The organism is Corynebacterium sp. LaCa78, assembly GCF_046717505.1.
Taxonomy (GTDB): domain Bacteria; phylum Actinomycetota; class Actinomycetes; order Mycobacteriales; family Mycobacteriaceae; genus Corynebacterium.
In genome coordinates this window covers 392054-417237 of sequence record NZ_CP177112.1, presented here as the reverse complement: position 1 = coordinate 417237, position 25184 = coordinate 392054, and the positions used below count along the sequence as shown (strand labels likewise).

General features: G+C 59.3%; 28 protein-coding genes and 1 pseudogene. 11 read left to right on the top strand and 18 right to left on the bottom strand.

Annotated features, from left to right (window positions below; genetic code table 11):
- Positions 1-20 precede the first annotated feature (20 nt).
- From ACLI1O_RS02110 to ACLI1O_RS02095, 4 genes are all read right to left on the bottom strand, one after another.
- Complete coding sequence (locus ACLI1O_RS02110; RefSeq protein WP_284849572.1) at positions 21-848, bottom strand: ABC transporter ATP-binding protein; 828 nt, start codon at positions 846-848, stop codon at positions 21-23.
- An 84-nt stretch (positions 849-932) separates the two neighbouring features.
- Positions 933-1967 (bottom strand): FecCD family ABC transporter permease, encoded by a 1035-nt coding sequence (locus tag ACLI1O_RS02105; RefSeq protein WP_284849573.1) that lies wholly within the window; start codon positions 1965-1967, stop codon positions 933-935.
- Positions 1964-3043, bottom strand: coding sequence for a FecCD family ABC transporter permease (locus ACLI1O_RS02100; protein ID WP_411706922.1), 1080 nt, complete (start codon positions 3041-3043; stop codon positions 1964-1966). The genes ACLI1O_RS02105 and ACLI1O_RS02100 overlap by 4 nt, the downstream gene beginning before the upstream one ends.
- Entirely contained in the window at positions 3044-3991 is a 948-nt protein-coding gene (locus tag ACLI1O_RS02095) for an ABC transporter substrate-binding protein (RefSeq protein ID WP_239275511.1), read from the bottom strand.
- 127 nt (positions 3992-4118) lie between these two features.
- Between ACLI1O_RS02095 and ACLI1O_RS02090 the strand changes: the two genes are divergently transcribed.
- Positions 4119-4913 carry a siderophore-interacting protein gene (locus ACLI1O_RS02090; protein WP_239275509.1) on the top strand — a complete coding sequence of 265 codons (795 nt, stop codon included), beginning with the start codon at positions 4119-4121 and terminating at the stop codon, positions 4911-4913.
- A 71-nt stretch (positions 4914-4984) separates the two neighbouring features.
- On the opposite strand, the gene rpsQ is transcribed toward ACLI1O_RS02090, so the two are convergent.
- From rpsQ to rpsJ, 11 genes are read right to left on the bottom strand one after another with little or no spacing between them, the layout of a single operon-like run.
- The gene (gene rpsQ, locus ACLI1O_RS02085; RefSeq protein WP_239269114.1) at positions 4985-5293 is read right to left on the bottom strand and encodes a 30S ribosomal protein S17; all 309 of its coding nucleotides are present in this window, start codon (positions 5291-5293) and stop codon (positions 4985-4987) included.
- Positions 5294-5295: 2 nt separating this feature from the next.
- A complete protein-coding gene (gene rpmC / locus ACLI1O_RS02080; protein WP_005276944.1) occupies positions 5296-5526 on the bottom strand; it encodes a 50S ribosomal protein L29 in 231 nt (76 codons plus the stop codon).
- Positions 5526-5942: a 50S ribosomal protein L16 gene (gene rplP / locus ACLI1O_RS02075; RefSeq protein WP_005276943.1), complete on the bottom strand. Its 417-nt coding sequence runs from the start codon at positions 5940-5942 to the stop codon at positions 5526-5528. The genes rpmC and rplP overlap by 1 nt, the downstream gene beginning before the upstream one ends.
- A 3-nt stretch (positions 5943-5945) precedes the next feature.
- Positions 5946-6692: a 30S ribosomal protein S3 gene (gene rpsC, locus ACLI1O_RS02070; protein WP_005276941.1), complete on the bottom strand. Its 747-nt coding sequence runs from the start codon at positions 6690-6692 to the stop codon at positions 5946-5948.
- Positions 6692-7054, bottom strand: coding sequence for a 50S ribosomal protein L22 (gene rplV / locus ACLI1O_RS02065; protein WP_005276938.1), 363 nt, complete (start codon positions 7052-7054; stop codon positions 6692-6694). Before rplV ends, rpsC begins: the two co-directional genes overlap by 1 nt.
- 3 nt (positions 7055-7057) lie before the next feature.
- Positions 7058-7336, bottom strand: coding sequence for a 30S ribosomal protein S19 (gene rpsS / locus ACLI1O_RS02060; protein WP_005276936.1), 279 nt, complete (start codon positions 7334-7336; stop codon positions 7058-7060).
- A 13-nt stretch (positions 7337-7349) separates the two neighbouring features.
- Positions 7350-8186, bottom strand: a complete 837-nt coding sequence (gene rplB, locus ACLI1O_RS02055; RefSeq protein WP_005276935.1) for a 50S ribosomal protein L2 — start codon at positions 8184-8186, stop codon at positions 7350-7352.
- A 35-nt stretch (positions 8187-8221) separates the two neighbouring features.
- Entirely contained in the window at positions 8222-8524 is a 303-nt protein-coding gene (gene rplW / locus ACLI1O_RS02050; protein ID WP_005276934.1) for a 50S ribosomal protein L23, read from the bottom strand.
- Positions 8524-9177 carry a 50S ribosomal protein L4 gene (gene rplD, locus ACLI1O_RS02045; protein ID WP_239269115.1) on the bottom strand — a complete coding sequence of 218 codons (654 nt, stop codon included), beginning with the start codon at positions 9175-9177 and terminating at the stop codon, positions 8524-8526. The genes rplW and rplD overlap by 1 nt, the downstream gene beginning before the upstream one ends.
- On the bottom strand, positions 9174-9830 hold the full coding sequence (gene rplC / locus ACLI1O_RS02040; protein WP_005276932.1) for a 50S ribosomal protein L3: 657 nt from the start codon (positions 9828-9830) through the stop codon (positions 9174-9176). The genes rplD and rplC overlap by 4 nt, the downstream gene beginning before the upstream one ends.
- 23 nt (positions 9831-9853) lie before the next feature.
- Complete coding sequence (rpsJ, locus tag ACLI1O_RS02035; protein ID WP_003848085.1) at positions 9854-10159, bottom strand: 30S ribosomal protein S10; 306 nt, start codon at positions 10157-10159, stop codon at positions 9854-9856.
- A 711-nt stretch (positions 10160-10870) separates the two neighbouring features.
- Between rpsJ and ACLI1O_RS02030 the strand changes: the two genes are divergently transcribed.
- Genes ACLI1O_RS02030 through amaP form a run of 6 tightly spaced genes read left to right on the top strand, consistent with a single transcriptional unit; the run spans position 10871 to position 14157 of the window.
- The gene (locus ACLI1O_RS02030) at positions 10871-11350 is read left to right on the top strand and encodes an Asp23/Gls24 family envelope stress response protein (protein WP_005276899.1); all 480 of its coding nucleotides are present in this window, start codon (positions 10871-10873) and stop codon (positions 11348-11350) included.
- Between the two features lie 5 nt (positions 11351-11355).
- Positions 11356-11703: a hypothetical protein gene (locus tag ACLI1O_RS02025; RefSeq protein WP_005276897.1), complete on the top strand. Its 348-nt coding sequence runs from the start codon at positions 11356-11358 to the stop codon at positions 11701-11703.
- A gap of 2 nt (positions 11704-11705) precedes the next feature.
- Entirely contained in the window at positions 11706-11900 is a 195-nt protein-coding gene (locus tag ACLI1O_RS02020; RefSeq protein ID WP_239269116.1) for a hypothetical protein, read from the top strand.
- Positions 11900-13030 (top strand): Asp23/Gls24 family envelope stress response protein, encoded by a 1131-nt coding sequence (locus tag ACLI1O_RS02015; RefSeq protein ID WP_239269117.1) that lies wholly within the window; start codon positions 11900-11902, stop codon positions 13028-13030. Before ACLI1O_RS02020 ends, ACLI1O_RS02015 begins: the two co-directional genes overlap by 1 nt.
- On the top strand, positions 13023-13589 hold the full coding sequence (locus ACLI1O_RS02010) for a DUF6286 domain-containing protein (protein WP_023025174.1): 567 nt from the start codon (positions 13023-13025) through the stop codon (positions 13587-13589). The genes ACLI1O_RS02015 and ACLI1O_RS02010 overlap by 8 nt, the downstream gene beginning before the upstream one ends.
- A complete protein-coding gene (gene amaP / locus ACLI1O_RS02005; protein WP_239269118.1) occupies positions 13582-14157 on the top strand; it encodes an alkaline shock response membrane anchor protein AmaP in 576 nt (191 codons plus the stop codon). The genes ACLI1O_RS02010 and amaP overlap by 8 nt, the downstream gene beginning before the upstream one ends.
- Here amaP and ACLI1O_RS02000 read toward each other — a convergent pair.
- Complete coding sequence (locus ACLI1O_RS02000; RefSeq protein WP_239269119.1) at positions 14146-14844, bottom strand: hypothetical protein; 699 nt, start codon at positions 14842-14844, stop codon at positions 14146-14148. The genes amaP and ACLI1O_RS02000 overlap by 12 nt on opposite strands.
- 388 nt (positions 14845-15232) lie before the next feature.
- Between ACLI1O_RS02000 and ACLI1O_RS01995 the strand changes: the two genes are divergently transcribed.
- The 4 genes and pseudogenes from ACLI1O_RS01995 (at position 15233) to ACLI1O_RS01980 (ending at position 20898) form a co-directional block, all read left to right on the top strand.
- Positions 15233-16174, top strand: coding sequence for an ABC transporter permease (locus ACLI1O_RS01995; protein WP_239269132.1), 942 nt, complete (start codon positions 15233-15235; stop codon positions 16172-16174).
- Positions 16175-17167, top strand: coding sequence for an ABC transporter permease (locus tag ACLI1O_RS01990; RefSeq protein WP_023016732.1), 993 nt, complete (start codon positions 16175-16177; stop codon positions 17165-17167).
- Positions 17164-19047: an ABC transporter ATP-binding protein gene (locus ACLI1O_RS01985; RefSeq protein ID WP_239269120.1), complete on the top strand. Its 1884-nt coding sequence runs from the start codon at positions 17164-17166 to the stop codon at positions 19045-19047. Before ACLI1O_RS01990 ends, ACLI1O_RS01985 begins: the two co-directional genes overlap by 4 nt.
- Positions 19048-19192: 145 nt before the next feature.
- Positions 19193-20898: pseudogene (locus ACLI1O_RS01980) on the top strand (ABC transporter family substrate-binding protein).
- Positions 20899-21437: 539 nt separating this feature from the next.
- Here the strand turns inward: ACLI1O_RS01980 and tuf are convergent.
- Both tuf and fusA read right to left on the bottom strand, forming a co-directional pair.
- Complete coding sequence (tuf, locus tag ACLI1O_RS01975) at positions 21438-22628, bottom strand: elongation factor Tu (RefSeq protein ID WP_023025170.1); 1191 nt, start codon at positions 22626-22628, stop codon at positions 21438-21440.
- A gap of 390 nt (positions 22629-23018) precedes the next feature.
- Entirely contained in the window at positions 23019-25148 is a 2130-nt protein-coding gene (fusA, locus tag ACLI1O_RS01970; RefSeq protein ID WP_237799365.1) for an elongation factor G, read from the bottom strand.
- Between the last annotated feature and the right edge of the window lie 36 nt (positions 25149-25184).

Sequence of the window (25184 nt, the reverse complement as noted above, 5' to 3'; positions counted from 1 at the left end):
GCGCTTAGCGCGGGCAGCGCTTAGCTGTCGCTGGGGAGGACGCGGCGAGGGACGATAATGGGGGCATCGCCAAGCGGGTCGTCCCAGGCCTCCGCCTCGATACCATAGGCCTGCGCCAATACCTTCGGAGCCAGCGCTTGTTTCGGCGCCCCGCGCGCGATGATATCGCCGGCCTTCATCACCACCATGGAATCGGAGTAGTGGCCCGCCAGCATGAGATCGTGCAGGACCACAACCACCGTTTTGCCGGCGCGCGCCTGTGCGCGAGCCAGCTCCAGCATGCTCATGGCATGGGCGGGGTCGAGGAAGGTCGTGGGTTCATCGAGAAGCAGCACCGGCGTATCTTGCGCAAGCGCGAGTGCCAGCCAGACGCGCTGGCGCTGCCCGCCCGACAGCGAAGCGATATCGCGATCGAGGAAGTCCACAATCTCCGTGGCTTCGCAGGCCTGGGCGATGATCTCCCGGTCCGTTGGAGAAAGGCCGCGCATCCTGCCCTGATAGGGGTGGCGCCCGCGCGCAACCAACTCGCCTACCCGCAATCCATCGGGTGCTACAGGGTGCTGTGGCAGCAGCGCCACCTGCTGCGCGGCTTCCTTCGCATTCATCGCATGCAGGTCAGCTTCCCCGACCATGACGCTGCCCTGCCGCGGGGCCAGGATTTTAGACAGCGTTTTGAGCAGCGTGGACTTGCCGCAGCCGTTGGGCCCGATGAGCGTGGTGACCTCACCGGCGCGTGCATGCAGGTCGACGCCGGCGAGAATATCCTCACCGTCCTTATATCCCGCATGGATGCCGGTGGCTTGGAGGCTGCACCGGCGCTTCGAGCGCGTGGGCTGATTATCCGTCATATCTTTTCCTTCATCCACGTACGAGTGTGTAGCACTTTTTGGGTGGCTCGTTTGCCCAATCCGCGCTGTGGCGCGCCACAGCGATTAGCTGCGCCGGGCCGCATTCCACACCAAGACCACCAGAGCGCAGCCGCCGATGACCGAGGAGACCGCGCCCACCGGGGCGTTGACCGGAATCGCGCCGGCGATAACGGCGCACACGGTCAACAGCGCCGCACCTGCGGCTGCCGATGCCACCGGCGATGGCGTGGGCGTGCGCGCCGCCATCCGCGCCAGGTGCGGGGCCAGCAGGGCGATAAACCCAATGGGCCCCACCACCGAGACCACCACGGCGCAGATCCCGGTTGCCGCGATGAGCAGCAAGGCGCGCTGGCGGGAGATATTTACGCCCAGGGTGATGGCAGAGGAATCATCGTGGGCAAGCAGCGGCAGCTCCCGCGCGCACCAGATGCCTATGGCAAGAAACGGCGCTAATGCCACGAGTAGAGGCACGATGACCTCCATGCGCACGAACCCGGTCGAGCCCGCCAGCCACGTTTGCGCCTCCGCTGCGCGCTGGATCTGCGCGCTGCGCATCAAATACGCCACGACGGCCTGAAACATCAGTGATAAGGCAATGCCGACGATGACGATGCGGTTGCTCGTGCCGATGCCACCCAGGACGGCGAGGAGGATGACAACGAGGAAGGCGCCGATCATCGCCAAGCATGCCCGCCACCAAAAGTCCGGGATGCCGTCCGCGAAACCGGGGCGCGAATGCACGGTGCCCAGCACCACCAGCACCGATGCGCCGCCGGTCACGCCCAGGATATCCGGCGATGCCAGTGGATTGCGGGCCATGGTCTGCGTCCATGAGCCGGCCACGCCGAGGGCGGCGCCGACGATGACGGTGGCGATGGCGACCGGCAGGCGCAGGTCCCACACCACCCTGATGTGGCTCTCGCTGCCGCCGCCGGTGAGCACATCGAAGACCTGCCGCGGGCTTAGGTCCAAAGGCCCTTGCCCCAGTAACACCAGGTACGCGGCGAGGGCGATAAGGGCAAATACCAGCGTGGCGGCGAGCACGCGGACGTGCCTGCGACGCTGCTGCGCTTGCAGGGTACTGCTTATTGTTGTCATGCGTTATCGCCCCACGCTCTGCCCACGCCGCGGTGGGCGCCCCAAATGAGGAAGGGCGCGCCCACTATGGCAAGCACGATGGACATTTCTAGCTCCGAATTACCCACGATGAGCCGGCCGATGATATCCGCGGCGAGCACGGCGCAACCGCCCAAAAGCGCGGAGGGCAGGATCATCGTGGCAACGCTGGGGCCGACCGCCCGCCGCACGATGTGGGGAATGGCGAAGCCAACGAAGGCGATGGGACCTGTTGCCGCCGTCGCGCTGCCGGCTAGCACCACGACGCTTAGCGCCGCGCCCACCCGCGCGGTGGTCGGGGATCCGCCCAAGGCGAGCGAGGACTCCTCCCCCATCGCCAAAAGATCAAGCGGCCTGGCCGCCATTGTCGCGCACGCTAGGCCGATGAGGAGGCCAATGCCCGCGATGGCGACGTCTTCTGGACCGCGCCCGAAGGTCGAGCCGATGGTCCAGCGCCGCATGCTATCGAGCACGTCCGTGGAATACAGGCCGATGATCGCCGCGCCCGATCCCAAGGCGGCGGAGACGCCGGCGCCGACGAGAATGAGCGTCAGTGGGTCCTGGAACCGCCGCGAGACGGCCAGAACCAGCAGCGTGGTAATGCCCGCGCCAACGAGCGCGAGGGTGGTCCGCATGCCGGTGGTGGTAGCGATGCCAATGGCCGTGCCTAGGGCAACGAAGAACGACGCGCCCGCGGTAATACCGATAAAGCCCGGGTCCGCCAGCGGGTTCCTGGTCCACGATTGCGCCAAGACACCGGCGACGGCAAGGGCCGCGCCGGCGAAATAGGCCAAGAAGGTGCGCGGCATGCGCAGGTTCCACACGATATCGCGGATATCCTGCTCGCCTGCCCTGCGCAGCGCGGCGATGACCTCATCGGGTGGAATGGAACGGGAACCCAGCGCCAAGGACGCCACCGCCAGCGCGAGGCTGGCGAGGATGAGGGCGACAAGGAACGTCGTGCGACCCTTTCCCCGCTCCATCACCGGTGTGGCTGTGGGGTTTTGCGCTGTGGAACCCGTCTGGATAGTCTGGCCGTCCTTCGTGGTTGCTGACAATTACAGCTTCTCTTCAAACTTATCTATTGCCCAAGGGATGGTCACTGGGTTCGGCATGCTCATGGCGTTGCCAGTATCCGTGTCCAGGTAGCGCACACGCTTATCCTTGACTACATCGAGGCCCTGGAAGGTCTTATCCTTCTTCAAGACATCGGCAGAGCCGTTGTAGTCCAGGACAAAGAGGTGATCAACCTGGTTCAGCTTTGCGTAGTTTTCCGGGGCAATGTCAACGAAGAAGCTGCTGCCATCGCCCTTCAACTCATCGGGGATTTCCATGCCAAGATCCTCGATGAACTGGCCGCGCCCATCCTCATCGGTGTACAGGCCAATCTTGCCGTCATAAGGCATGACGATGGCTGCGGACTTGCCCTGCAACTCGGTGTGCTCGCGGCGGAATTCCTCGAAGGCGTTCTCGGTGTCCTTGATAAGTTTATCGCCTTCGTCTTCCTTATCCACGGCATCCGCGATGGCCTCAACTTGGTCCTCCCAGGGAACCTGCCAGTCTTCATAGCCATCCGGCTTGACGGTGGTCGGCGCGATATCCTCCAGGGATTCCTTCGTGCGCGCATCTACTGCCTGGTTCACAGCAATAATCTTGGTGGGATCAGCAGCGGTAATCTGCTCGAAGGTATCCGCGGTGAAACCAGTTGCGGTGTTGTAGATGACCTCAGGCTTGGCATCGCCAAGCAGCTTCTTTGACCACGGGCCAACGCCGGAAGGATCGCCATCGCCCTCAGCGCCCCACGGCGCCACCGTCACGGGAGTAATGCCTAGGGCGAGCAGCGTATCGGCATCCCCCAGGCCCAGGCTAGCCACGCGCTCTTCGCTGGCGGCGTCGGTGGACTGCGTGCTTTCATCGCCCTCACCACGCGAGCAACCGGCTAATGCGACGGCTCCGGCTGACAGCAGTGCCACAACGCCCATGGTGCGGCGTCCGAAAATCTTCATGAAGCTGGCCCTTTCAAAAAGGAAGAAATTGACGTTGCTGATCCTAGACCCCAATCAAAGGATTAGGCAAGGCTTAGCTTCGAACGAGTATGTTGAATGCATGAGCTGTTCCCTACAATCGTCCCCGATGACTGAACACCAACTGATTCCCGTTACCCTGACCGCGAATGAACTGATCCGGCCGCGCCTGCACCGCCTGACGTTTCATGCCGAGGCGTTCCGGACGTATGACCTTGCCGGCCCCGATGAATTCTTTGGCCTTGTCATGCCCCAAACCGGGCAGGAATTTACGCCCTTCCCCGTCGACGGCGTTAACCTCCGAGCCGCCGTCGCCGCTATAGACGAGGAGACGCGGCCGGACCTGCGCTGGTACACCATCCGCGCGCTCCACCCCGAGGAGGCCACTATCGATGTCGATGTGGTCACCCACGGCGATTCCGGCCCCGGCTCGCGATGGATTCTGCGCGCGCAACCCGGCGATACAGCGGGGTTCTTTACCTGCAACGAGATGTGGCGGCCTACCGAGGCTGCGCAGCTATTGGTCGCCGATGCCTCCGCCCTGCCTGCCCTTCGGCACATCCTTTCCTACCAAGAGGAACATGACCCAGCGAAGCTCGGTTCCACCGACGTTGTAGCGGTGGTCACCAGCGATGACGAGGTAGAGCCCGGGCTTACGGACAGGTGGGAGTCCCGCGTGCGCAGCATGCGCGTCCTTCGCACCGAGCCGCACAAGGAGGCGGATTCTGTCGTTGCCACGCTGAAAGCAGATTATGCCGGTGCGCCGACGCCAGGATACGTGTGGGTCTCCGGCGAGGGGGACTTGGCGAAGAAGGTCCGGGGCCTCGTGGTGAGAGATTGGGGCCTTTCTTCCGACGACGTCACCTGGGTGCCCTACTGGTTCTACGGAAGGGCCCGGCCTTAAGAGCTCTAAAACAGCGAAAGGCCCCTGTATCGAACCATATGGTCCGGTACAGGGGCTGCGCTGGCTAGGTTTTACTTAGCCTTCTCGATGATCTTTACGAGACGGAAGTGCTTGTCCTTGGACAGCGGGCGGGTCTCAGCGATACGTACGAGATCGCCTACGCCTGCGGTTTCTTCCTCATCGTGCGCCTTAACCTTCTTGTTAGAGCGCATGATCTTGCCGTACAGAGCGTGCTGCTTGCGGTCTTCGATCTCGACGACGATGGTCTTGGACATCTTGTCCGAGACGACGTAGCCGGTGCGGACCTTAGGAGCACCCTTGACCTTCTCCTTCTTCGGAGTTGGTCCCTTCTTGGATTCAGTCACGTTAGCCTCACTCATGATTAAGCCTCAGCTCCCGGAGCGACAGACAGGCCCAGCTCGCGCTCGCGCAGAACGGTGTAGATGCGGGCAATGTCGCGCTTAACCGTGCCGATGCGGCGGTTGTTGGTCAGCTGGCCGGTGGCCTTCTGGAAACGAAGGTTGAACAGTTCTTCCTTCGCATCCTTCAGACGGGTTTCCAGCTCTGCGTTGTCGAGCTCACGGAACTCGTGGGCGGGGGTACCGGTTGCCATTAGAACTGGTCCTCCTTCTTGATGATGCGGACCTTGCAAGGAAGCTTCTGGCCAGCGCGGCGCAGAGCCTCGATTGCAACAGCCTCAGTTGGGTAGCTCATCTCGAAAAGTACGCGGCCAGGCTTCACGTTAGCCACCCACTTCTCAACCGGGCCCTTACCAGAACCCATACGAACACCGAGCGGCTTCTGGGTCAACGGACGGTCCGGGAAGATGTTGATCCACACCTTGCCACCACGCTTAACGTGGCGGTTGATGGCAATACGTGCGGCCTCAATCTGACGGTTGGTGATGTACGCAGGCTCCAGTGCCTGGATTGCGTAATCGCCGAAGTTAATGCGGTTTCCGCCCTTGGACACGCCACGACGGCTCGGGCGGTGCTGACGGCGGTACTTAACACGCTTAGGAATCAGCATGGATTAGCCCTCCTGCTTCTGCTGTGCACGCTGGCGGCGCTGGCCACCGCGGCGGGAGCGACCGTTGCGGTCACCACGGCCACGGCCCTGTGCCGGAGCGTTCAGTTCGGACTCGCGTACGCCACCGACGACGTCACCCTTGTAGATCCACACCTTGATGCCGATGCGGCCGAAGGTGGTGTGGGCCTCTGCGGTGCCGTAGTCGATCTCGGCGCGAAGAGTGTGCAGCGGAACGCGGCCCTCGTGGTAGCGCTCGACGCGGGACATTTCTGCACCGCCCAGGCGGCCGGACAGCAGGATCTTGATGCCCTTAACCTGTGGCTGGCGCATAGCGGACTGGATAGCCTTGCGCATTGCACGACGGAATGCGACGCGGTTAACCAGCTGCTCCGCAATGGAGTGAGCAACGAGGGTTGCGTTTGCGTCTACCTGCTTGACCTCGAGGATGTTGAGGGCAACCATCTTGCCGGTGAGCTTTTCCAGCTCGCGACGGATGCGGTCAGCCTCAGCACCACGGCGGCCAATCACGATGCCCGGGCGGGCGGTGTGAATGTCCACGCGTACGCGGTCACGGGTGCGCTCGATAACAATGTCGGCGATGCCGGCGCGCTCGAGGCCCTTGTTGAGGTAGTTACGAATCTTGATGTCTTCGGCTACGTAGTTCGCGTAGTCCTTATCCGCGAACCAGTGGGTCTTCCAGTCGGAGGTGATGCCCAAACGTAGGCCGTGAGGATGGATCTTCTGGCCCATTACTTGGCCCCTTCCTGCTGGCTTTCGACAACCACGGTGATGTGGCTGGTGCGCTTACGAATCATGAATGCACGACCCTGTGCACGCGGCTGGAAACGACGCATGGTCGGTCCCTCGTTGGCGTATGCCTCAGAGATGACCAGGGTGCGTGGGTCGAGGCCGAAGTTGTTCTCAGCGTTAGCGGCTGCGGAAGCAACGACCTTTGCAACTGGCTTGGAAGCACCCTGCGGTGCGTACTTCAGGATTGCCAAAGCTTCGCTTACGGACTTGCCGCGGACCAGATCGAGCACACGACGTGCCTTCATCGGGGTAACGCGGACGTAGCGGGCCGTAGCGGATGCGGAGGTGATGGTCTCACTCATCGCTTATCGACGTCCCTTCTTGTCATCCTTGACGTGACCCTTAAAGGTCTTGGTTGGTGCAAACTCGCCCAACTTGTGGCCGACCATGGAGTCCTCGATGAAGACCGGCACATGCTTGCGGCCGTCGTGGACGGCGAAGGTGTGTCCGATGAAATCGGGGAGAATGGTCGAGCGGCGAGACCAGGTCTTGATGACCTGCTTGGTGCCTGCATCGTTTTGAGCATCCACCTTGTTGAGGAGGTGCTCATCGACGAACGGGCCTTTCTTAAGGCTGCGTGGCATTGTTTACCTCCTCTTAGCGCTTCTTGTTCGGGCGACGACGGCGCACGATCATGTTGTTGGAGTAACGGTTCGGGTTGCGGGTGCGACCCTCCTTGTGACCCCATGGGGACACTGGGTGGCGACCACCGGAGGTCTTACCCTCACCACCACCGTGTGGGTGGTCAACCGGGTTCATAACGACACCACGGACGGTCGGGCGAACGCCCTTCCAACGCATGCGGCCGGCCTTGCCCCAGCGGATGTTCATCTGCTCGGCGTTGCCAACTTCACCAACCGTTGCGCGGCAACGGATGTCCACGCGGCGGATTTCAGAAGACGGCATACGCAGAACTGCGTACTTGCCTTCCTTACCCAGCAGCTGGATGGAAGCACCAGCAGAGCGAGCCAGCTTAGCGCCAGCGCCAGGCTTGAGCTCAACAGCGTGGATGGTCGAACCGGTCGGGATGTTGCGCAGCGGCAGGTTATTGCCCACCTTGATATCTGCGTTCGGGCCGGACTCGACAACGGCACCCTGCTTCAGGCCCTTCGGCGCAATGATGTAGCGCTTCTCGCCATCTACGTAGTGCAGCAATGCAATGTTTGCGGTGCGGTTCGGGTCGTACTCAATGTGAGCGACCTTTGCCGGAATGCCGTCCTTGTCGTTACGACGGAAGTCGATCAGACGGTAACGGCGCTTGTGGCCACCGCCGATGTGGCGGGTGGTGATGCGGCCGTAGTTATTACGACCACCGGTTTTGCTCAGCGGGCGCAGCAGGGACTTCTCCGGAGTCGAACGAGTGATCTCGTCAAACTCAGATACGGAGGATGCGCGGCGACCCGGAGTTGTCGGCTTGTACTTACGAATAGCCATAATTCTTCCTTTTCCTTTCGGCTCTCCGGTGGCGCTTAAGCGCCTGCGCCGAAGACGTCGATGGAGTCGCTGCCTTCACGGAGCGTCACGTATGCGCGCTTGGTGGACTTACGCTGACCGAAGCCGGTGCGGGTGCGCTTGCGCTTACCTGCACGGTTTACGGTATTCACGGAGTCGACCTTCACGTCAAAGATCTGCTCGACGGCATCTTTAATCTGGGACTTGTTGGAGTCTGGGGAGACGAAGAACGTGTAAACGTTCTGCTCCATCAGACCGTAGGACTTCTCAGATACAACCGGGGCGATGATGACATCGCGCGGGTTAGAAATCTTAGCCATTAGTTCTCCTCCTTATCCGCGCCGGTAGCGCGAGTGATGAAGGTGTGTAGCGCCTCAACGGAGAACACAACGTCATCGGAGTAGAGAACGTCGTAGGTGTTGAGCTGACCGGCGTCCAGGATCTGAACGTTCGGCAGGTTATTAGCGCTACGACGGGCGTTGATATCCTCGCGGCCGATAACCAGCAGCACGTTGTCGCGCTCGGTCAGGGACTCGAGGAAAGCCTTGGCCGCCTTGGTGGACGGCTTCTGGCCTGGAACCAACTCTTCGATGACATGGATGCGCTCGTTGCGAGCACGGTCAGACAACGCACCGAAGAGAGCAGCCTTGATCATCTTCTTAGGGGTGCGCTGTGCGTAGCTACGTGGCTGCGGGCCGTGGACGGTGCCACCGCCGGTGTAGTGCGGCGCACGGATGGAACCCTGGCGCGCACGACCGGTGCCCTTCTGGCGGAAAGGCTTGCGGCCACCACCACGGACAGCGCCGCGAGTCTTGGTGGCGTGGGTGCCCTGACGAGCAGCAGCAAGCTGTGCGTTGACAACCTGGTGCATCAAAGCAACGGATGCCTCGGTGTCAAAGATTTCAGCCGGCAGGTCCACGGAGCCATTGGTCTTACCTTCAGAGGTGTGGACGTCTAGCTTGAGGTTGCTCATGCGTGTGCACCGCCCTTCACTGCGGTCTTAACGGTGACGAGGCCGCCGCGCGCACCAGGGATAGCACCCTTGATGAGCAGCAGGTTGGACTCGACATCGACTTTCTGAATCTTCAGGTTTTGGGTTGTCACGCGGTCGTGGCCCATGCGGCCAGCCATGCGCTTGCCCTTGAAGACGCGGCCCGGGGTAGCAGCGCCACCGATACCACCAACGCGGCGGTGAGCGGCCTGGTTACCGTGAGCTGCGCCCTGACCCTGGAAGCCGTGGCGCTTCATAGCACCAGCGTAGCCGTGGCCCTTGGTCTGGCCGGTGACGTCAACGAAGGTGATGCCTTCGAAGATGTCTACCTTGACCTCTTGGCCAACCTCGTATGCGGAGGTGTCGTCCATGCGGATTTCTGCAACGTGACGACGCGGGGTTACGCCAGCCTTCTTGAAGTGACCAGACTCAGGCTTGTTTGCCTTGCGTGGGTCAATCTCGCCAAAGGCGATCTGGATGGCACTGTAACCATCGGTTTCGGGGGTGCGAATCTGGGTGACAACGCATGGCCCTGCTTCAACGACGGTAACCGGAACAACGCGGTTCTCATCGTCGAAGACCTGGGTCATGCCGAGCTTCTTGCCCAGAATGCCCTTGATCTCGTTTTCACTCATTATTAGTTCTCCACCAAAGTCGCTTACTGGATGTTCACGTCGACGCTTGCCGGAAGATCGATGCGCATCAAAGCATCAACGGTCTTCGGGGTCGGGTCGAGAATATCGATCAGGCGCTTGTGCGTGCGCATCTCGAAGTGCTCGCGAGAGTCCTTGTACTTGTGCGGAGAACGAATAACTGCGTACACGTTCTTCTCGGTTGGGAGCGGCACTGGGCCAACTACACGAGCACCCGTACGGGTAACGGTCTCGACGATCTTCTTTGCAGAAGCGTCGATTGCCTCGTGGTCATAGGCCTTCAGCCGAATGCGGATCTTTTGTCCCGCCACGCTTATCCTCTTCCTCGCTTCCCCACTTTCACATTCCCGGCGTTTCCGGGGCGTGAAGCGGTGGGAAATTGCTTCTCGATTTCTCTATAACGTTGTCCGGGCCTGGGGCCTGACACAACGCCAGTGGTCTGACTGTCATGACAACCAAGAGATACAGCACATGGCAAATGCCAGTCTGCAGTGCTCCTGACGGGGTACAAGACCCGTAGTCAAAGTATTGTGAAGAGGACGGTTTTCACGCATTACACGTGGAGAGTGTCCTATTCGCTAACTGCCGCTGTTTATTTGCCATGCCCCTTCTCCGGTCCATCGTCTCGGGGTGTCTCTGCTCTAGCGCGGACCTAGCCCGATCGGATGACCTTCCAGTCTGTGTTTCAGGAAACCCCTGAGCCACGGTGACAACGAAGGTGTCATGTTCGCTTTACCAGCTCAGCGTCTCCCCGATATGCACCGTGTTTAAGACGGCCCATTATCGGTTCGCGCTGCCCTGTTAAAGCAACCTAAGTATTTAAGCACGATGGGCTGGTGTTTTTCAAACCACTCCGGCAATAGTGCCAATAATCACGTTTTGGTAAATATTGTTGTCCTAGACCCCACGTCTGCTTGGGCGGTAGGTACGCTCAAGGAAGGATTTTGAACCGTTGGTTCTTGGTCCTTCAATTTCATATTGCGACCATGCAAGTCAATTTTTAAGGAAAGGCCTTAAAGACCATGTCTGAGAACAACACTCCTGCAAAGCACTCTGAGAACAACGTTGCCGCTTCTGAAGAGCGCGAGGTAAACAACAACCTGGAGACTCAGTACGGCACCACCACCATTGATGACGTCGTTGTTTCCAAGATCGCTGGCATTGCAGCCCGCGAAGTTTCCGGCGTTGACTCCCTCGGTGGCGGCGGCGCTCGCATGATGGGCACCATCCGCGAGTCCTTCGGTGCATCCGAGGACGTACGCCAGGGTGTTGACGTAGAGGTAGAAAACGGCTCCGCAAAGATCGAGATCGCCATCACCGCTGAGTACGGTGTTGCTATCCACGAGCTGGCTGAGGCAATCCGCCGCAACATCATGAATGCTGTCGAGCGCATGACCGGCCTGACCGTAGAGCGCGTTGACGTTGTCGTTCACAACGTCAAGCTGCCGAAGGAAGACTCCGAGTCTGAAGAGCAGGCTGCACTGAACCAGGGCCAGGCATAAGAACAATGCCTGAACCCCGAGCACAATTTGAGCTCGAGGTAAGCCACGCTCACGCAATTGCGGAAGCGGTGCAAAAGCTCAACGGTGTCGCGGGCCTTGACGGCGGACGCTACGGCTCGGTGAACCTACTCTTCCCGGGCGAAAGGGTTTCCGGCATGCGCCGGCCCGATCCCCGCGACGATCGCCACCTGCAAATCAACGTTCGCGTTGATATCAGTGCGCAACCTGATCTGTACCGTCTGGCGGAAGAAATCCGCTCGACCGCCCGCAAGGCATGTACGGAACTAGATCGCGTCGACGTTGAGTTTTCTGATGCCGTAGATGGCTTATCCGCTGCTCCCTCGAAGGATTAGATATGAAAAATTACACCACATTGGGCATTGTTATCGGCCTGCTACTTGCCTTCTTTTTGTACTTAGGTTGGGGTTGGATGCTGCTGGCCGTGCTGCTTGCTGCCATCGGTGGCCTCTTGGGCTCCCACTTTGATGGCCGCATCGACCTCACCGCTGTGTGGAATGGCCTCATTGGCAAGGAGAAAGGCCAAGGCTAATGTCAGAAGGTTCCACTAAGGGCCACACGCGTTTCTCGCTGCGGACCATGGAACGAATCGTGACCGCCGCAATTGCTAGCGTGCCTGGCACAAAAGATTTAGATGCCAAGCTTGCTGGCATTGGCGGACGCGGTTATCCACGGGTTTCGGTACAGATGGATCCAGAGCGTGAAGTCGCTGCCGTGAGCGCGACCATCGCTGTGGTGTGGCCGTCTCCGGTTACCGCAGTCGCGGAAAGTACGCGTGCCGCCATTTCAGAGGCTATTGCTGCCCATACCGGCTATTCCACCACCCGCGTTAATGTCACCGTCGGTGAATCGGTTCCGGATACCCGGGTTACCGCAGAACAGCTTGCGCAGCGTCCTGCCGCTTCAGCTTTTACCCCGGAGGTCAGTCCTTCTACCGTGACCCAACCCGTTACTCAGGACTCGGTCGAAGTGCGAAGCATCGAGACTCCGGAAGAAGCAACGGTTCGCAACGTCGACACCCCGCAAGAGGCGGAAATCCGCGAAATTTCTTCTGGAAAGGAAGTTGCTGTTCGCGGAGTATCGACACCCTCTGGTGACACGCCAGTGCGCTCCGTCGATACGCCGCGAGAAGCATCGGTGCGCAGCATTTCCGCTGCTCTTCCAGACCACCAGCTGCTAGAAATTAGCGCTCCAGAAGATCACGAACCGCGTCGCATCGTCGAACCACGCCCAGAGCAGGTACGCAGCGTTCGCGCTCCGCGCCCTGGCAGGTTGCTTCCGAGCGGACAGGTACGCCCCTTTGTCAAAAAGGCAAAGGTCTCTGTTCCCCGTCCGCAGCCTTTGCGCAAAATCGAGATCGACAATTCAGAACAGAAAAAGCGCGTTCGCATTGCCCGCCCGGCTCCCCTGCGCAAGGTGCAGCCACCGCGCCCGCAGCCGCTGCGCAAGATCGAGATCGACAACTCCCGAAGCGAGCAACGCGTGCGGACCGTTAGGCCCGCGTCACTGCGCAAGGTTCAGACCCCGCGTCAGGAACCGCTAAAGCGCATTGAGGTATCGCCAGCTAGCCAGCGCCCGTTGCACGTCTATGCGCCACGACCTGAGCCGCTGCGTGCCATTTCCATTACCCCGTACCACGAGCAAGGAGGCAATAATGGCTGAAATGAATTTGCCTGAGCATTTCGGGCAGCGGCCCAAGGCGTCTCCTGCAGTGCGCACGTGGACCGTAATTCTGGGTTTCGTTCTGCTTGCCATTGGCATTGTGGGTGTCCGCGAAACCTGGCTTGTCGGAGCAGATGCCAATGCCCAATCGTGGGTTCAGCCGGTCCTTGATCTTATTGCCACCGAGCAATTAGAGACGTGGATGATCTGGGCTGGCGTGGCTTCCATCGTGGTTGGTCTCATCTTTGTATTCGCTGCGGTAAAGACCCGTCGCAATACCCACACCCAGGTCGCTTCCGAGTCCGCTTCCATGTGGATGCGGCCAGTCGATGTCGCGCGATTGAGCTCTGCTGCAGCACGCCGTGTTCCGGGAGTTGCTTCCGCGCAGACTTCGGCGGATACCAAGAGCGCGAAGGTCACCGTTAATGGCGATGAGCAAGACGCCGATTTGCCTGGGCGAGTGGAAAAGGCTGTCACCCGCGCTTTAGAGGTCCTTGCAGACCCACCCAAGGTCACCGTAGCCGTAGAGAAGATTCCGGAGATGGATAATCATGTCTAAAAAGCTTGCTACCTTTGACCGAATCCTCCTCGGCTTGCTTGGAATCATCCTCATCGCGCTAGGTGTATGGCCGATCCTCATTAACTTCAATGTGGAATTTGCTGAGTACTTGGCCGAGTGGGTAGACCACGATACGTGGCGCACTTTGGGCGATAATAATTGGTGGGTGTGGGTCTTGGCTGGCGCCTCTGCCCTGCTGCTCATCATTGGCTTGTGGCTCATCGTCGTGAACCTTCGTCACCGCCGCTTTAATAATGTGGAATCCGCAGCCTCCAATGAACAAGGAGCAATCTCTGCATCCATGAACGCCATCGCCACCGCGGTGGCCAAGGATCTGGACTCGCTCGATGGAGTGGAACGCGTAGACCGCTTGGTTGCATACGACCGCGCCCGCCCAACGCTGCAGTACACGGTGGTTGCTAACCCAGATACCCCGCTGGAGAGACTGACTGATGCTGTGGAGACCAATGAACGCGACTTCCGGGAGGCTTTCCCCGACGCTGACCTGGATACCAGTTATAAGCTGCACTTCACCAAGGTCAAACCTATGAAGGATTTAGCTGAATAAGGGGTTTGGGGTCTCTGCAATAAGGACCTCAACCACCCTGCCCAATCGCGCATAATCGCCGCCCTCGAGGAGTACTTCCAGCTCCTCGCCGGGGCGGCATTTTTCTATCCTTTTCCACGCATAATCGCGGGCCACCACCCGCCGATTCTCCTTATGAAAGAGATGCAATCCGTGGTCTAGAACTGCAATCGCGTCCTCCAAGCGGAGGACATAGACAAAGTCACCCAACTCGTAGCGGCTCAGGCCGCTAAGTTCCGGCAGCGGTTCATCCAGGCGCATGATGCTGGAGACGATCCCAAGCCGGTGTTCAAAGCCCTCAGTATCCGTAACCACAAAGGGCCGCCCGGGCCCCGTTGGCCTAATGGCGCTGTATTCCCACACCACCGGCTGAGCATTCGGGCGGCGCACAATGATGCGGGAGGTATCGGCGGTGATGCGGGAGGTGGGGGCATCGCTAAGCACGAGCCACACACCAGTGCCCACGCGGCCGCCCTCAAGGGGCAGTAGGGGCGGGTGGACCTCGGCCTGCCGTTCAAGTTCGGTCACCAAGTCCGCGTCGCTCACGCCCCAGCCGATGCCCCGGTTGGCCAATAAGGCAAAGAGCGTCGGCAGGCTCAGATCGGGCTGGCCCTCCCATGCGTTGCGCAGCGCCGCCAAGGTCGGGTCAATGCGAGTGGGATCTTCCATAAGGGTCTAGCCTACCGAGCCATTCCGCCCTATTACAGCCACGGGCAGCAGCCCGCCTTGGCTGATTGGTTACCCCCGTTTTCCCTTATTTTCAGGTAAGCGTTCCTTATAACTGTTGAACAATTCAGGTTTTTAAATCTGCAGCTGAATCCCATTTTTCTTTTTAAGACCCTAAGCGTCTACACTGAAAAAATACCTGTCGTTTGATTGGCGATGTACATCACGGGACTACATGAATTGTGCGCTCGCTTATATCTTATTAGATTGGTCACATACAACGACTCCATCGTTGGCTTCATATTTGTTCGCACTGTTTCCTGCTTAACCGCGCACGGAGAATTTCCCAATGACAAAGTAGTTGATCAAAAAGATCTTGGGCTGGTTACTCATGATCTTTTTAGCCACTAACTTGGCTTATTTCTTGGCGGCCTCGTTTTTGGACCCGCGTTCAAACTACACCGAGCGCCGTCCACCACTTTCAGATGAGGAAATCAATAACCTCCTCGAGCCTTATAACCTCAGCCCAGAAACCCCGCTCTTAGAGCGTTGGTGGACCCGGCTGACCAATATCCTCACGAGGTGGGACTGGGGACAATCTCCGGTCGGTGAGATGGTTAACGAAGAGATCAGCTACCGCATCTGGGTATCCGCACAGCTGCTGTTGCTGGCCACCATCCTCTCCATCGTCATCGGTGTGGCCGTTGGTGTGTACACCACCTCCCGCCAGTACAAGACCGGTGACCGCGTGTGGCAGGGAATTTCGATCATTGCGATGAACACCCACGTGGTTGTCGCCTCGATCGCCGTCGTCTGGGCCGCCCTGGAGATCAACGATTTGACCGGCAAGAAGATCTTCTACGTCGTCGGTTCCAAGTCCCTGGGGGTCGAGGGATTCTTCCCCAAGCTCCTGGACTCCGCGCAGCACCTCGTCTTGCCCACGATTTCCCTGGTGATCATCAGCTACGCCAGCTACCACATGACCCAGCGCACGCTGTTGCTCGATAACCTCGATGTGGATTATGTCCGCACCGCACGCGCAAAGGGGCTTACCCGCCAGCAGGCCATCCGCAAGCACGCGCTGCGCACCTCCATTATTCCGGTGGCAACGTCCGTCGCCTTCTCCGTGCCCGGCATTTTCACCGGTGCCGTGATGACGGAGCGTATCTTCGGCTGGAACGGTATGGGCCAGTACTTCATCCAGACCATCAGTAAGAACGACATCAATGGCGCGGTAGCCGTCGCGGCATTCGGTGCCGCGATGACGGCCGTGTCCGCCGTCCTGGCAGACCTCGTTGTTGTCGCCTTGGATCCACGAGTAAGGGTGAGCTAAATGACAAATCCCAAAGAACCAAAGATGTCCAAGAAACAGCCCCGTGGCGAGGTTTCTACGCGCACCGAGGTCGTCTCCGAGGATCCTTTAAGCAATGAGGAGGCCGAGCGCATGGCCACGCTGCCGGAGGTTCCCCGCGGTACTTCCCGGTACAAGCTGTACGTCCGCCGCTTCTTCCGCAACAAGCTGGCTACCGTCGGCGTTTTCATCTTGGGTTTTCTCATCTTCGCCGCCCTTTTTGGCAATTTCTTTGCCCAGTGGGACTACACGGAACCGGACTTCCTCGCCCTGTCTGAGCCACCGAGCTCCGAGCACTGGTTCGGTACCAACGATTCCGGTAATGACCTTTATGCCCAAACCATCCACGGTCTAGGCAGGTCCCTGACCATTGCCATCGTGGTGTCCTTTGCCACGTTGGTCATCTCCGCATTCATCGGCTGTGCCGCAGCCCTGTGGGGCGGAATCGCGGAAAAGGCCGTCCTCGCCGTTATCCACTTCCTGCTGTCCATCCCGACCTTCCTGCTCATCGCCCTCGTGGTGGCAGACTCCGGCGGTGACTGGAAGCTTTTGATGGTCGTCCTTATCGCCTTCGGCTGGATGTACCAGGCCCGTGTGATTTGGTCCTTGGCCCTTACCGTCCGCGAGCAGGACTATGTCCGCGCCGCAAGCTACATGGGCGTATCCAAGATGCGCACCATCATCCGCCACGTCATTCCCAATATTGGTTCGCTGCTTATCATCCAGTTCGTCTTCGGCGTTGTGGGCACCGTGGGCTCTGAGACCGCACTGTCCTTCTTGGGCTTGGGTGTAAAGCTTCCCGATGTCTCCCTCGGTACCTTGCTGCAGGGCGGCACCGCCTCCCTGCAATCCGCCCCATGGCAGTTCTACTTCCCCGCCGCTACCTTGACGCTGCTGACCGTCTCCATGGCATTTATTGGCGATGGTCTGCGCGACGCACTCGATCCCAACTCCAATTCCGGAGGTAAACTATGACTTCGCCTATCTTGTCCGTCAATGACTTACGCGTCAGCTTCCCCTCTGAAGCTGGAACCGTCTCTGCAGTGCGCGGTGTCAGCTTTGACCTGCACCCCGGCCGCACCCTGGGCATCGTCGGCGAATCCGGCTCCGGTAAGTCCGTAACCTCCATGTCCATCATGGGCCTGCTGCCGGAATACGCCAAGGTAGAAGGCTCCGTGAAATTCGATGGCCGCGAGCTCCTTGGGCTTTCTGATAAGGAAATGTCCGGTATCCGAGGCGATGGCATCGGCATGATCTTCCAGGATCCGCTCTCCGCGCTGACTCCAGTCTTCGATATTGGTTCGCAGCTGGTGGAGGCAATCCAGGCACACCAGGACATCGGCAAGAAAGAAGCCCTGAAGCAAGCCACCGAGCTCTTAGATCTGGTGGGCATCCCCGAGCCCCACCTGCGCCTGAAGTCCTTCCCGCACGAGTTTTCCGGCGGTATGCGCCAGCGCGTGGTCATCGCCATTGCGATTGCGAATAACCCGCGCGTACTCATTGCCGATGAGCCGACGACGGCCCTCGACGTCACCATCCAGGCCCAGATCCTGGACGTCATCCGGCTGGCCCAGCGCGAAACCGGCGCCGCCACCATCATGATCACCCACGATATGGGTGTGGTGGCAGAAACCGCCGATGACGTCATGGTCATGTACGCCGGCCAGCCGGTAGAACACGGCGATGTCGATACCATCTTCTCCAACCCGCGCATGCCCTATACCGTGGGCCTGCTTGGTTCCACCCCGCGCCCCGATGCCTCGGCCTCGGAGCCCCTCACCCCCATCGAGGGCAACCCGCCGGTCTTGGTGGATCTAAAGGATCGTTGCCAATTCGCCCCGCGCTGCCCCGTCGCGCAAGAGGCTTGCCTTTCCGGCGAGCCGGAGCTGATTCCGCTCAAGGACGAATCCACCTCCCACCGCAGCGCCTGCCTGCGCGCTCCGGAGATCCACGACCGCAAGATCGACGGTGAGCTGATGTTCAAGCCACCGCTGCTTTCCGATGACGTCTTGGCCGACGTTCCCCGCGAGGATCGCAAGACCACCCTCGCCGTAAATGACCTGCGCAAGCAGTTCCCGCTTACCAAGGGCGCGTTGATTAAGCGCAAGGTGGGCACCGTCAAGGCCGTGGACGGCATCACCTTCGATATCCGCGAAGGCGAGTGCCTGGCCATCGTCGGCGAGTCCGGCTGCGGTAAGACCACCACCCTGCTGGAGATCATGGACTTGGACCCAGAAAACGGTGCCGTGGTCCTCAATGGCAAGGACGCCAATGGCATGAGCGGCTCCGAGCGCCGCGAGGCCCGCAAAGACATCCAGATCGTCTTCCAAGACCCGATGAGCTCACTCAACCCCCGCCTGACCGTGCGCGAGGTCATCGCGGAACCGCTCAACTCGCTTGGCTACGACGGCGATGTCGATGCCCGCGTGAACGAACTCATGGGCCTAGTCGGCCTCGACTCTTCGCAGCTGGACCGCTTCCCTAGCCACTTCTCCGGCGGCCAACGCCAGCGCATCGGTCTGGCCCGCGCCCTGGCCACGCGCCCTTCGGTGCTCGTGCTCGATGAGCCCGTCTCCGCTTTGGACGTATCCATCCAGGCGGGCGTCATTAACCTGCTCGAGGACCTGAAGCGAAAGCTGGGCCTGTCCTATCTCTTCGTTGCCCACGACCTTTCCGTAGTGCGCCACCTTTCGGACCGCGTTGCGGTCATGTACAAGGGCAAGTTTGTTGAGTCCGGTTCAACGGATGAGATTTTCGATAACCCCCAAGACGACTACACCAAGAAGCTTCTGGATGCCATCCCGAATCCAGATCCCAAGGTTGCCCGCGCACGCAGGGAAAAATCCCGGGCCTAGCTCCCAGACCCCCGCACTCTTTCCATAACGTGATTGCGGACACAAATATAAATATTGTAAAGTATTTCACATAGTTGCAGCAGATGGTCACCTAATCGGCCGTCTATGCCAACTTCGTCTTCATCTCACGCAAGGAGTAATCCCCATGAAAAAGTTCGGTCGCTTCCGCATAGCAACGGTTGCCACTCTCTCCGCCACGGCACTCGCACTCACCGCCTGCTCGGGCTCTGACGGTGGCAACGGCGACGGTTCCTCCAATAAGGCAGTTGGCGGTCTCGAGATCGACGTCAAGCCCACCGGTGACTACAACGAAAAAGAACGCGATGAGATTAAGGATGTCGGTGAGCTCACCCTCGCCCTCGGCGAGCTAACTGAGCAGCAAAACAACTTCCACGCCAACATGACCGTGGATACCGGCACCGTGTGGAGCTGGTACAACCCGCAGATGGCGCTTTATGACGGTGAGGGTCACTACACCCCAAACCCCGCGTACCTGGATTCGGTAGACGAGTCCACTGAGGGCGATAAGACCGTCGTAACCTACGACATCAATGATGACGCAACCTTCAACGATGGCACCCCCATTGACTGGACCGCTTTCGAGAACACCTGGCGCTTCAACAACGGCAAGGACATGGACGTCCAGGTCAACTCCACCGACGGTTACGAGCTCATCGAATCCGTGGAGAAGGGCGAGAATGACAAGGAAGCCGTGGTCACCTTCGAGGGTCCATACCCATGGTGGCAGGGACTTTTCAACGACATCCTGCACCCAGCAATCGATACCGCCGAGAAGTTTGACCAAGAGTACTTGGGCAAGCTCAACCCACAGTACGGCGCGGGCCCATTCAAGGTTGACAACGCCGACTTCCGCGGCGGCACCGTGTCCTTCGTACCTAACGAAAAGTGGTGGGCGATGAGCCGAAGCTGGACAAGGTCAGCTACCGCGTGATGGAGTCCCAGGCAACCATCAACGCTTTCCAGGCCGGCGAAATCGACGCGGCCGGTGTGGGAAGTAAGAATAACCTCACCATCGCCGCAGATATGGGCGATTCCATCGATGTCCGTGCAGCTACCCGCCCGGCCAGCGTCCTGTTCACCTTGAACTCCAAGGCCCCACAGCTGGCTGATAAGGATGTTCGCCACGCAGTATTTGCAGCCATCGACCGCGACCAGCTCGCAGAAATCCGCTACAACGGGCTTGGCTATGAAGAGGAAATGCCGGGATCCCTGACCCTCTACCCAACCCAGGAAGACTACAAGGACAACCTCTCTGAGGTTCTCGAGTACGACGTTGAAGAGGCAAAGAGCCTACTGGAAGACGCCGGCTACTCTGAGGGCGATGACGGCTACTACGCCAAGGACGGCGACAAGCTCTCCCTACGCTACGTGCTTATCGGCGATGACGAGGTCTCCAAGTCCACCGCTGCCGCCGTCCAAAAGATGCTGAAGGACGCGGGCATTGAGCTGAAGATTGAGGAGCGCCCAAGCTCTGACTTCTCCAAAATCACCAGCGAGCGCGACTTCGACCTCCTGCTCTCCGGCTTCGCTGCAAGTGACCCATTCGGCCCAGCATACTTCGGCCAGACTTACGCTAGCGACTCTACCCTCAACAAGTCCTCGACCGGTAGCGAGGAATTCGATAAGAAGATCGAGGAAATGCAGAAGCTGCCAACCCGCGAGGAGCAGATCGAGCGCATCAACGAGCTTGAGTCCGAGGCCTTCGCTGAGTACGGACTGCTTCCATACGCCAACGGTCCAGTGATGGTCGGCCAGAAGAAGGGCCTCGCCAACATGGGTGCCCTCGGCTTCGCCGTCATCCCTAAGGAAAACATCGGCTGGGAGAAGTAGTACCTACCTCCCTTAACGAGTAAAGGCCTTCCACCACCTGCTAGCAGGTGTGGGAGGCCTTCCTTCGTCTCTGAGTGTGTTTGGCCCCGGTATCCCAATCCAGGCCCAACTCAAAGGCAATAGCCTCGCTCCTCCGTGCGTGCGAGCGGGACAGCATCGCGCCGCCGGACCATTAGGCGTTAGCGCAGTCCGTACGCCAGCTTAAGGGCCCCACGACCCCGGAATACCCTTAGAACCATCCTTAAGCGCCTCCTGCCGAAGGGGGCCAGCCAAGCCGTTGGCCCAAGCGCCTAGGAACCTCTGAGATAGCCTCTACCCTGGCATAACCATATCGCTGCCTTCAGGCCTCCAACAGCGATCCTATGCCTCCGGCTGGCTCTACAGTTACCACGGAGTGCAGCAGACAGCCGCTAATGCACCGGCGGCCGGTGGACGAAGATCTTTCCAATTCAAGGCGTGTAGGAATCAAAAAAGTCCGCCACACCGGCATGCGGTGCAGCGGACTCTTAAAGCTCTACTGAGCGGTTACGAAGCCTCGATTAGTCAAGAACCTTGGTAACGCGGCCAGCGCCGACGGTGCGGGAGCCCTCGCGGATAGCGAAGCGCAGGCCCTCGTCCATAGCAACAGGCTGGATGAGCTCAACAGACATCTCAACGTTGTCGCCAGGCATAACCATCTCGGTGCCCTCAGGCAGGTTCACAACACCGGTAACGTCGGTGGTGCGGAAGTAGAACTGAGGACGGTAGTTGTTCATGAACGGGGTGTGGCGGCCGCCCTCGTCCTTCTTCAGGACGTAGACGGAACCCTCGAACTTGGTGTGAGGGGTGTAAGCGCCCGGCTTGATAACAACCTGGCCACGCTCAACGTCTTCGCGCTTGGTACCACGCAGAAGCAGACCACAGTTGTCGCCAGCCTCGGTGTAGTCCATCATCTTGCGGAACATCTCGATACCGGTAACGGTGGTGTTCTGGGACTTCTCCTGGATACCGATGATCTCAACGTCCTCGTTGACGTTCAGACGACCACGCTCAACACGGCCGGTAACAACGGTACCGCGGCCGGTAATGGTGAAGATGTCCTCGATAGGCATCAAGAACGGCTGATCGGTAGCGCGCTCCGGATCAGGGATGGAGTTGTCGCAGGCCTCCATCAGGTCAACGATGGACTGCACCCACTTCTCGTCACCCTCGAGTGCCTTCAGAGCGGAGATGTGAACGATAGGAGCTTCCTCATCGTAGTCCTGCTCTGCGAGCAGCTCGGAGATTTCCATCTCCACGAGCTCGATGATTTCCTCATCGTCAACCATGTCGCACTTGTTCAGTGCAACGAGGATGTAAGGAACGCCAACCTGGCGAGCAAGCAAAACGTGCTCGCGGGTCTGTGGCATCGGGCCATCGGTTGCAGCAACAACCAAGATAGCGCCGTCCATCTGAGCTGCGCCGGTAATCATGTTCTTGATGTAGTCGGCGTGGCCCGGGGCGTCAACGTGTGCGTAGTGACGCTTCGGGGTGGAGTACTCCACGTGGGAGATGTTAATGGTAATACCGCGCTCCTTCTCCTCAGGAGCCTTGTCGATCATGTCGAACGCGAATGCCTGGTTCTCCTCAGGGTACTGGTCAGCCAGAACCTTGGTGATCGCTGCGGTGGTGGTGGTCTTGCCGTGGTCGACGTGTCCGATGGTGCCGATGTTCACATGCGGCTTCGTACGCTCGAACTTCTCCTTTGCCACTGTATGTCCTCCTGGACTATATGGTGGCTACGACCTTCGCAGCCACGTGGTTGACAGTTGTCATTGGCACCTGACCCAATATCTGGGACAAAGCGCTAATGACGCTTTCTTTACGTGCCAGTTACACGATCCTAGATTTATCCCGCGGTTTTTTCAAACCGCCATTATAGGAGGTAACCCCGCGAATCTTCGCGGCCATTTCCCTCAACAAGAGTCTCAAATAAAGGATCCTGGGAGGGTAACGGCCGGCTCAATTCACAACCAATGGTTTTAGCTGCAAACTCAGCCCGCCGCTACCCTGGCCCAGTTGCCACATTTAGCGGTGAGGCTGGCATCTACTGGCAGAGACTACCAGCCCTTAGCCACCGCTGAACGGGCGGGGCGTCGCTATTAGTTAGCGCCGCCGGTGCGCTCTTCGATGATCTCCTGAGCCACGGAGGAAGGAACCTCAGCGTAGGAGTCGAAGACCATGGTGAAGTTAGCGCGGCCTGCGGTGGAAGAACGCAGGTCACCGATGTAGCCGAACATTTCAGACAGCGGAACCTTGGCCTTGACAACCTTGGCACCAGAGCGGTCTTCCATGGCGAAGACCTGGCCACGACGGGAGGAGATGTCACCGTTAACGGTACCCATGTACTCCTCAGGGGTAACAACCTCAACGGCCATCATTGGCTCCAGCAGAACCGGCTTTGCCTTGGCCATAGCTTCCTTGAATACCTGGGAGCCAGCCAGCTTGAAGGCCATCTCGGAGGAGTCAACGTCGTGGTAAGCGCCGTCTTCCAGCGTTGCCTTGATGTTGACCATCGGGAAGCCAGCCAGGTAGCCGTACTGCATAGCGTCCTGGATACCAGCATCGACGGAAGGAATGTATTCCTTCGGCACGCGGCCACCGGTAACGGCGTTCTCGAAGGCGTAAGTTGCAGATTCGCCCTCTTCCAAGGTCTCTGGGTCCGGGTTGTACGGCTCGATGGTGCAGATGACCTTTGCGAACTGGCCGGAACCACCGGTCTGCTTCTTGTGGGTGTAGTCGATGGACTCCACCTTGCGGCGAATGGTCTCGCGGTAAGCAACCTGTGGGTTACCGATGTTCGCCTCGACCTTAAACTCGCGCTTCATGCGGTCAACAAGCACGTCGAGGTGGAGCTCGCCCATACCGCCGATGACGGTCTGGCCGGTTTCCTCATCCAGCTCAACGGTGAAGGTTGGATCCTCGGCAGCAAGCTTCTGGATGGCGTTACCCAGCTTCTCCTGGTCGGCCTTGGTCTTTGGCTCGATGGAGACCTTGATAACCGGATCCGGGAAGTCCATGGACTCAAGAATGATCTGGTCATTCTTGTCACACAGGGTGTCACCGGTGGTGGTTTCCTTCAGACCAACAACGGCGTAGATGTTGCCGGCGTCAGCCTGCTCCACCGGGTTCTCCTTGTTGGCGTGCATCTGGAAGAGCTTACCGATGCGCTCCTTCTTGCCCTTGGTGGAGTTCATGACCTCGGTACCAGGGGTGACCTGGCCGGAGTACACGCGCACGAAGTTGAGCTGACCGAAGAACGGGTGAGCTGCAATCTTGAAGGACAGTGCGGAGAAGGAAGACTCAACGGAAGGCTTACGGGTAAGCTGCTGGTCCTCATCGCCCACAGCGTGGCCGATAACCTCGCCCACGTCCAGCGGGTTAGGCAGGAAGTCCACAACAGCATCCAGCAGCGGCTGGACACCCTTGTTGCGGTAAGCGGTACCGCAGTAGACCGGGTAAATCTCGGAGTTGATGGTCAGCTTACGGATGCCGGCCTTCAGCTCGTCGATGGAGAGCTCTTCGCCGCCGAAGTACTTCTCCATGAGTTCTTCATCAGACTCTGCAACGGCCTCAACCAGCTGCTCGCGGTACTGCTCAGCCTTTTCCTTGAGGTCCTCAGGGATCTCCTCGTAGGTTGGCTCAGCGCCGGTCTCGACCTTGCCGCGCCAGGTGATGGCCTGCATGTTCAGCAGGTCAACAACGCCGTCGAAGTCATCCTCAGCGCCGATAGGCAGCTGCATAACGAGCGGCTTGGCACCCAGGCGCTCAACGATGGTGTCAACGGTGTAGTAGAAGTCTGCGCCCAGCTTGTCCATCTTGTTGACGAAACAGATACGCGGAACGTCGTACTTAGCGGCCTGGCGCCACACCTGCTCGGACTGTGGCTCCACACCTTCCTTACCGTCGAAGACGGCGACGGCGCCATCGAGGACACGCAGGGAGCGCTCAACCTCAACGGTGAAGTCAACGTGACCCGGGGTGTCAATGATGTTGATCTGGTTGTTGTTCCAGAAACAGGTCACGGCAGCCGAGGTAATGGTGATGCCGCGTTCCTTTTCCTGTGCCATCCAGTCAGTGGTGGATGCACCGTCGTGGGTCTCGCCCACCTTACGGTTAATACCGGTGTAGAAGAGAATACGCTCGGTGGTGGTCGTCTTACCAGCATCGATGTGGGCCATGATGCCAATGTTGCGGACCTTGTTCAGATCCTTGAGCACTTCTTGTGCCACGTTTATACCCCAACTTAATAGTCGTCGACGCCGTGA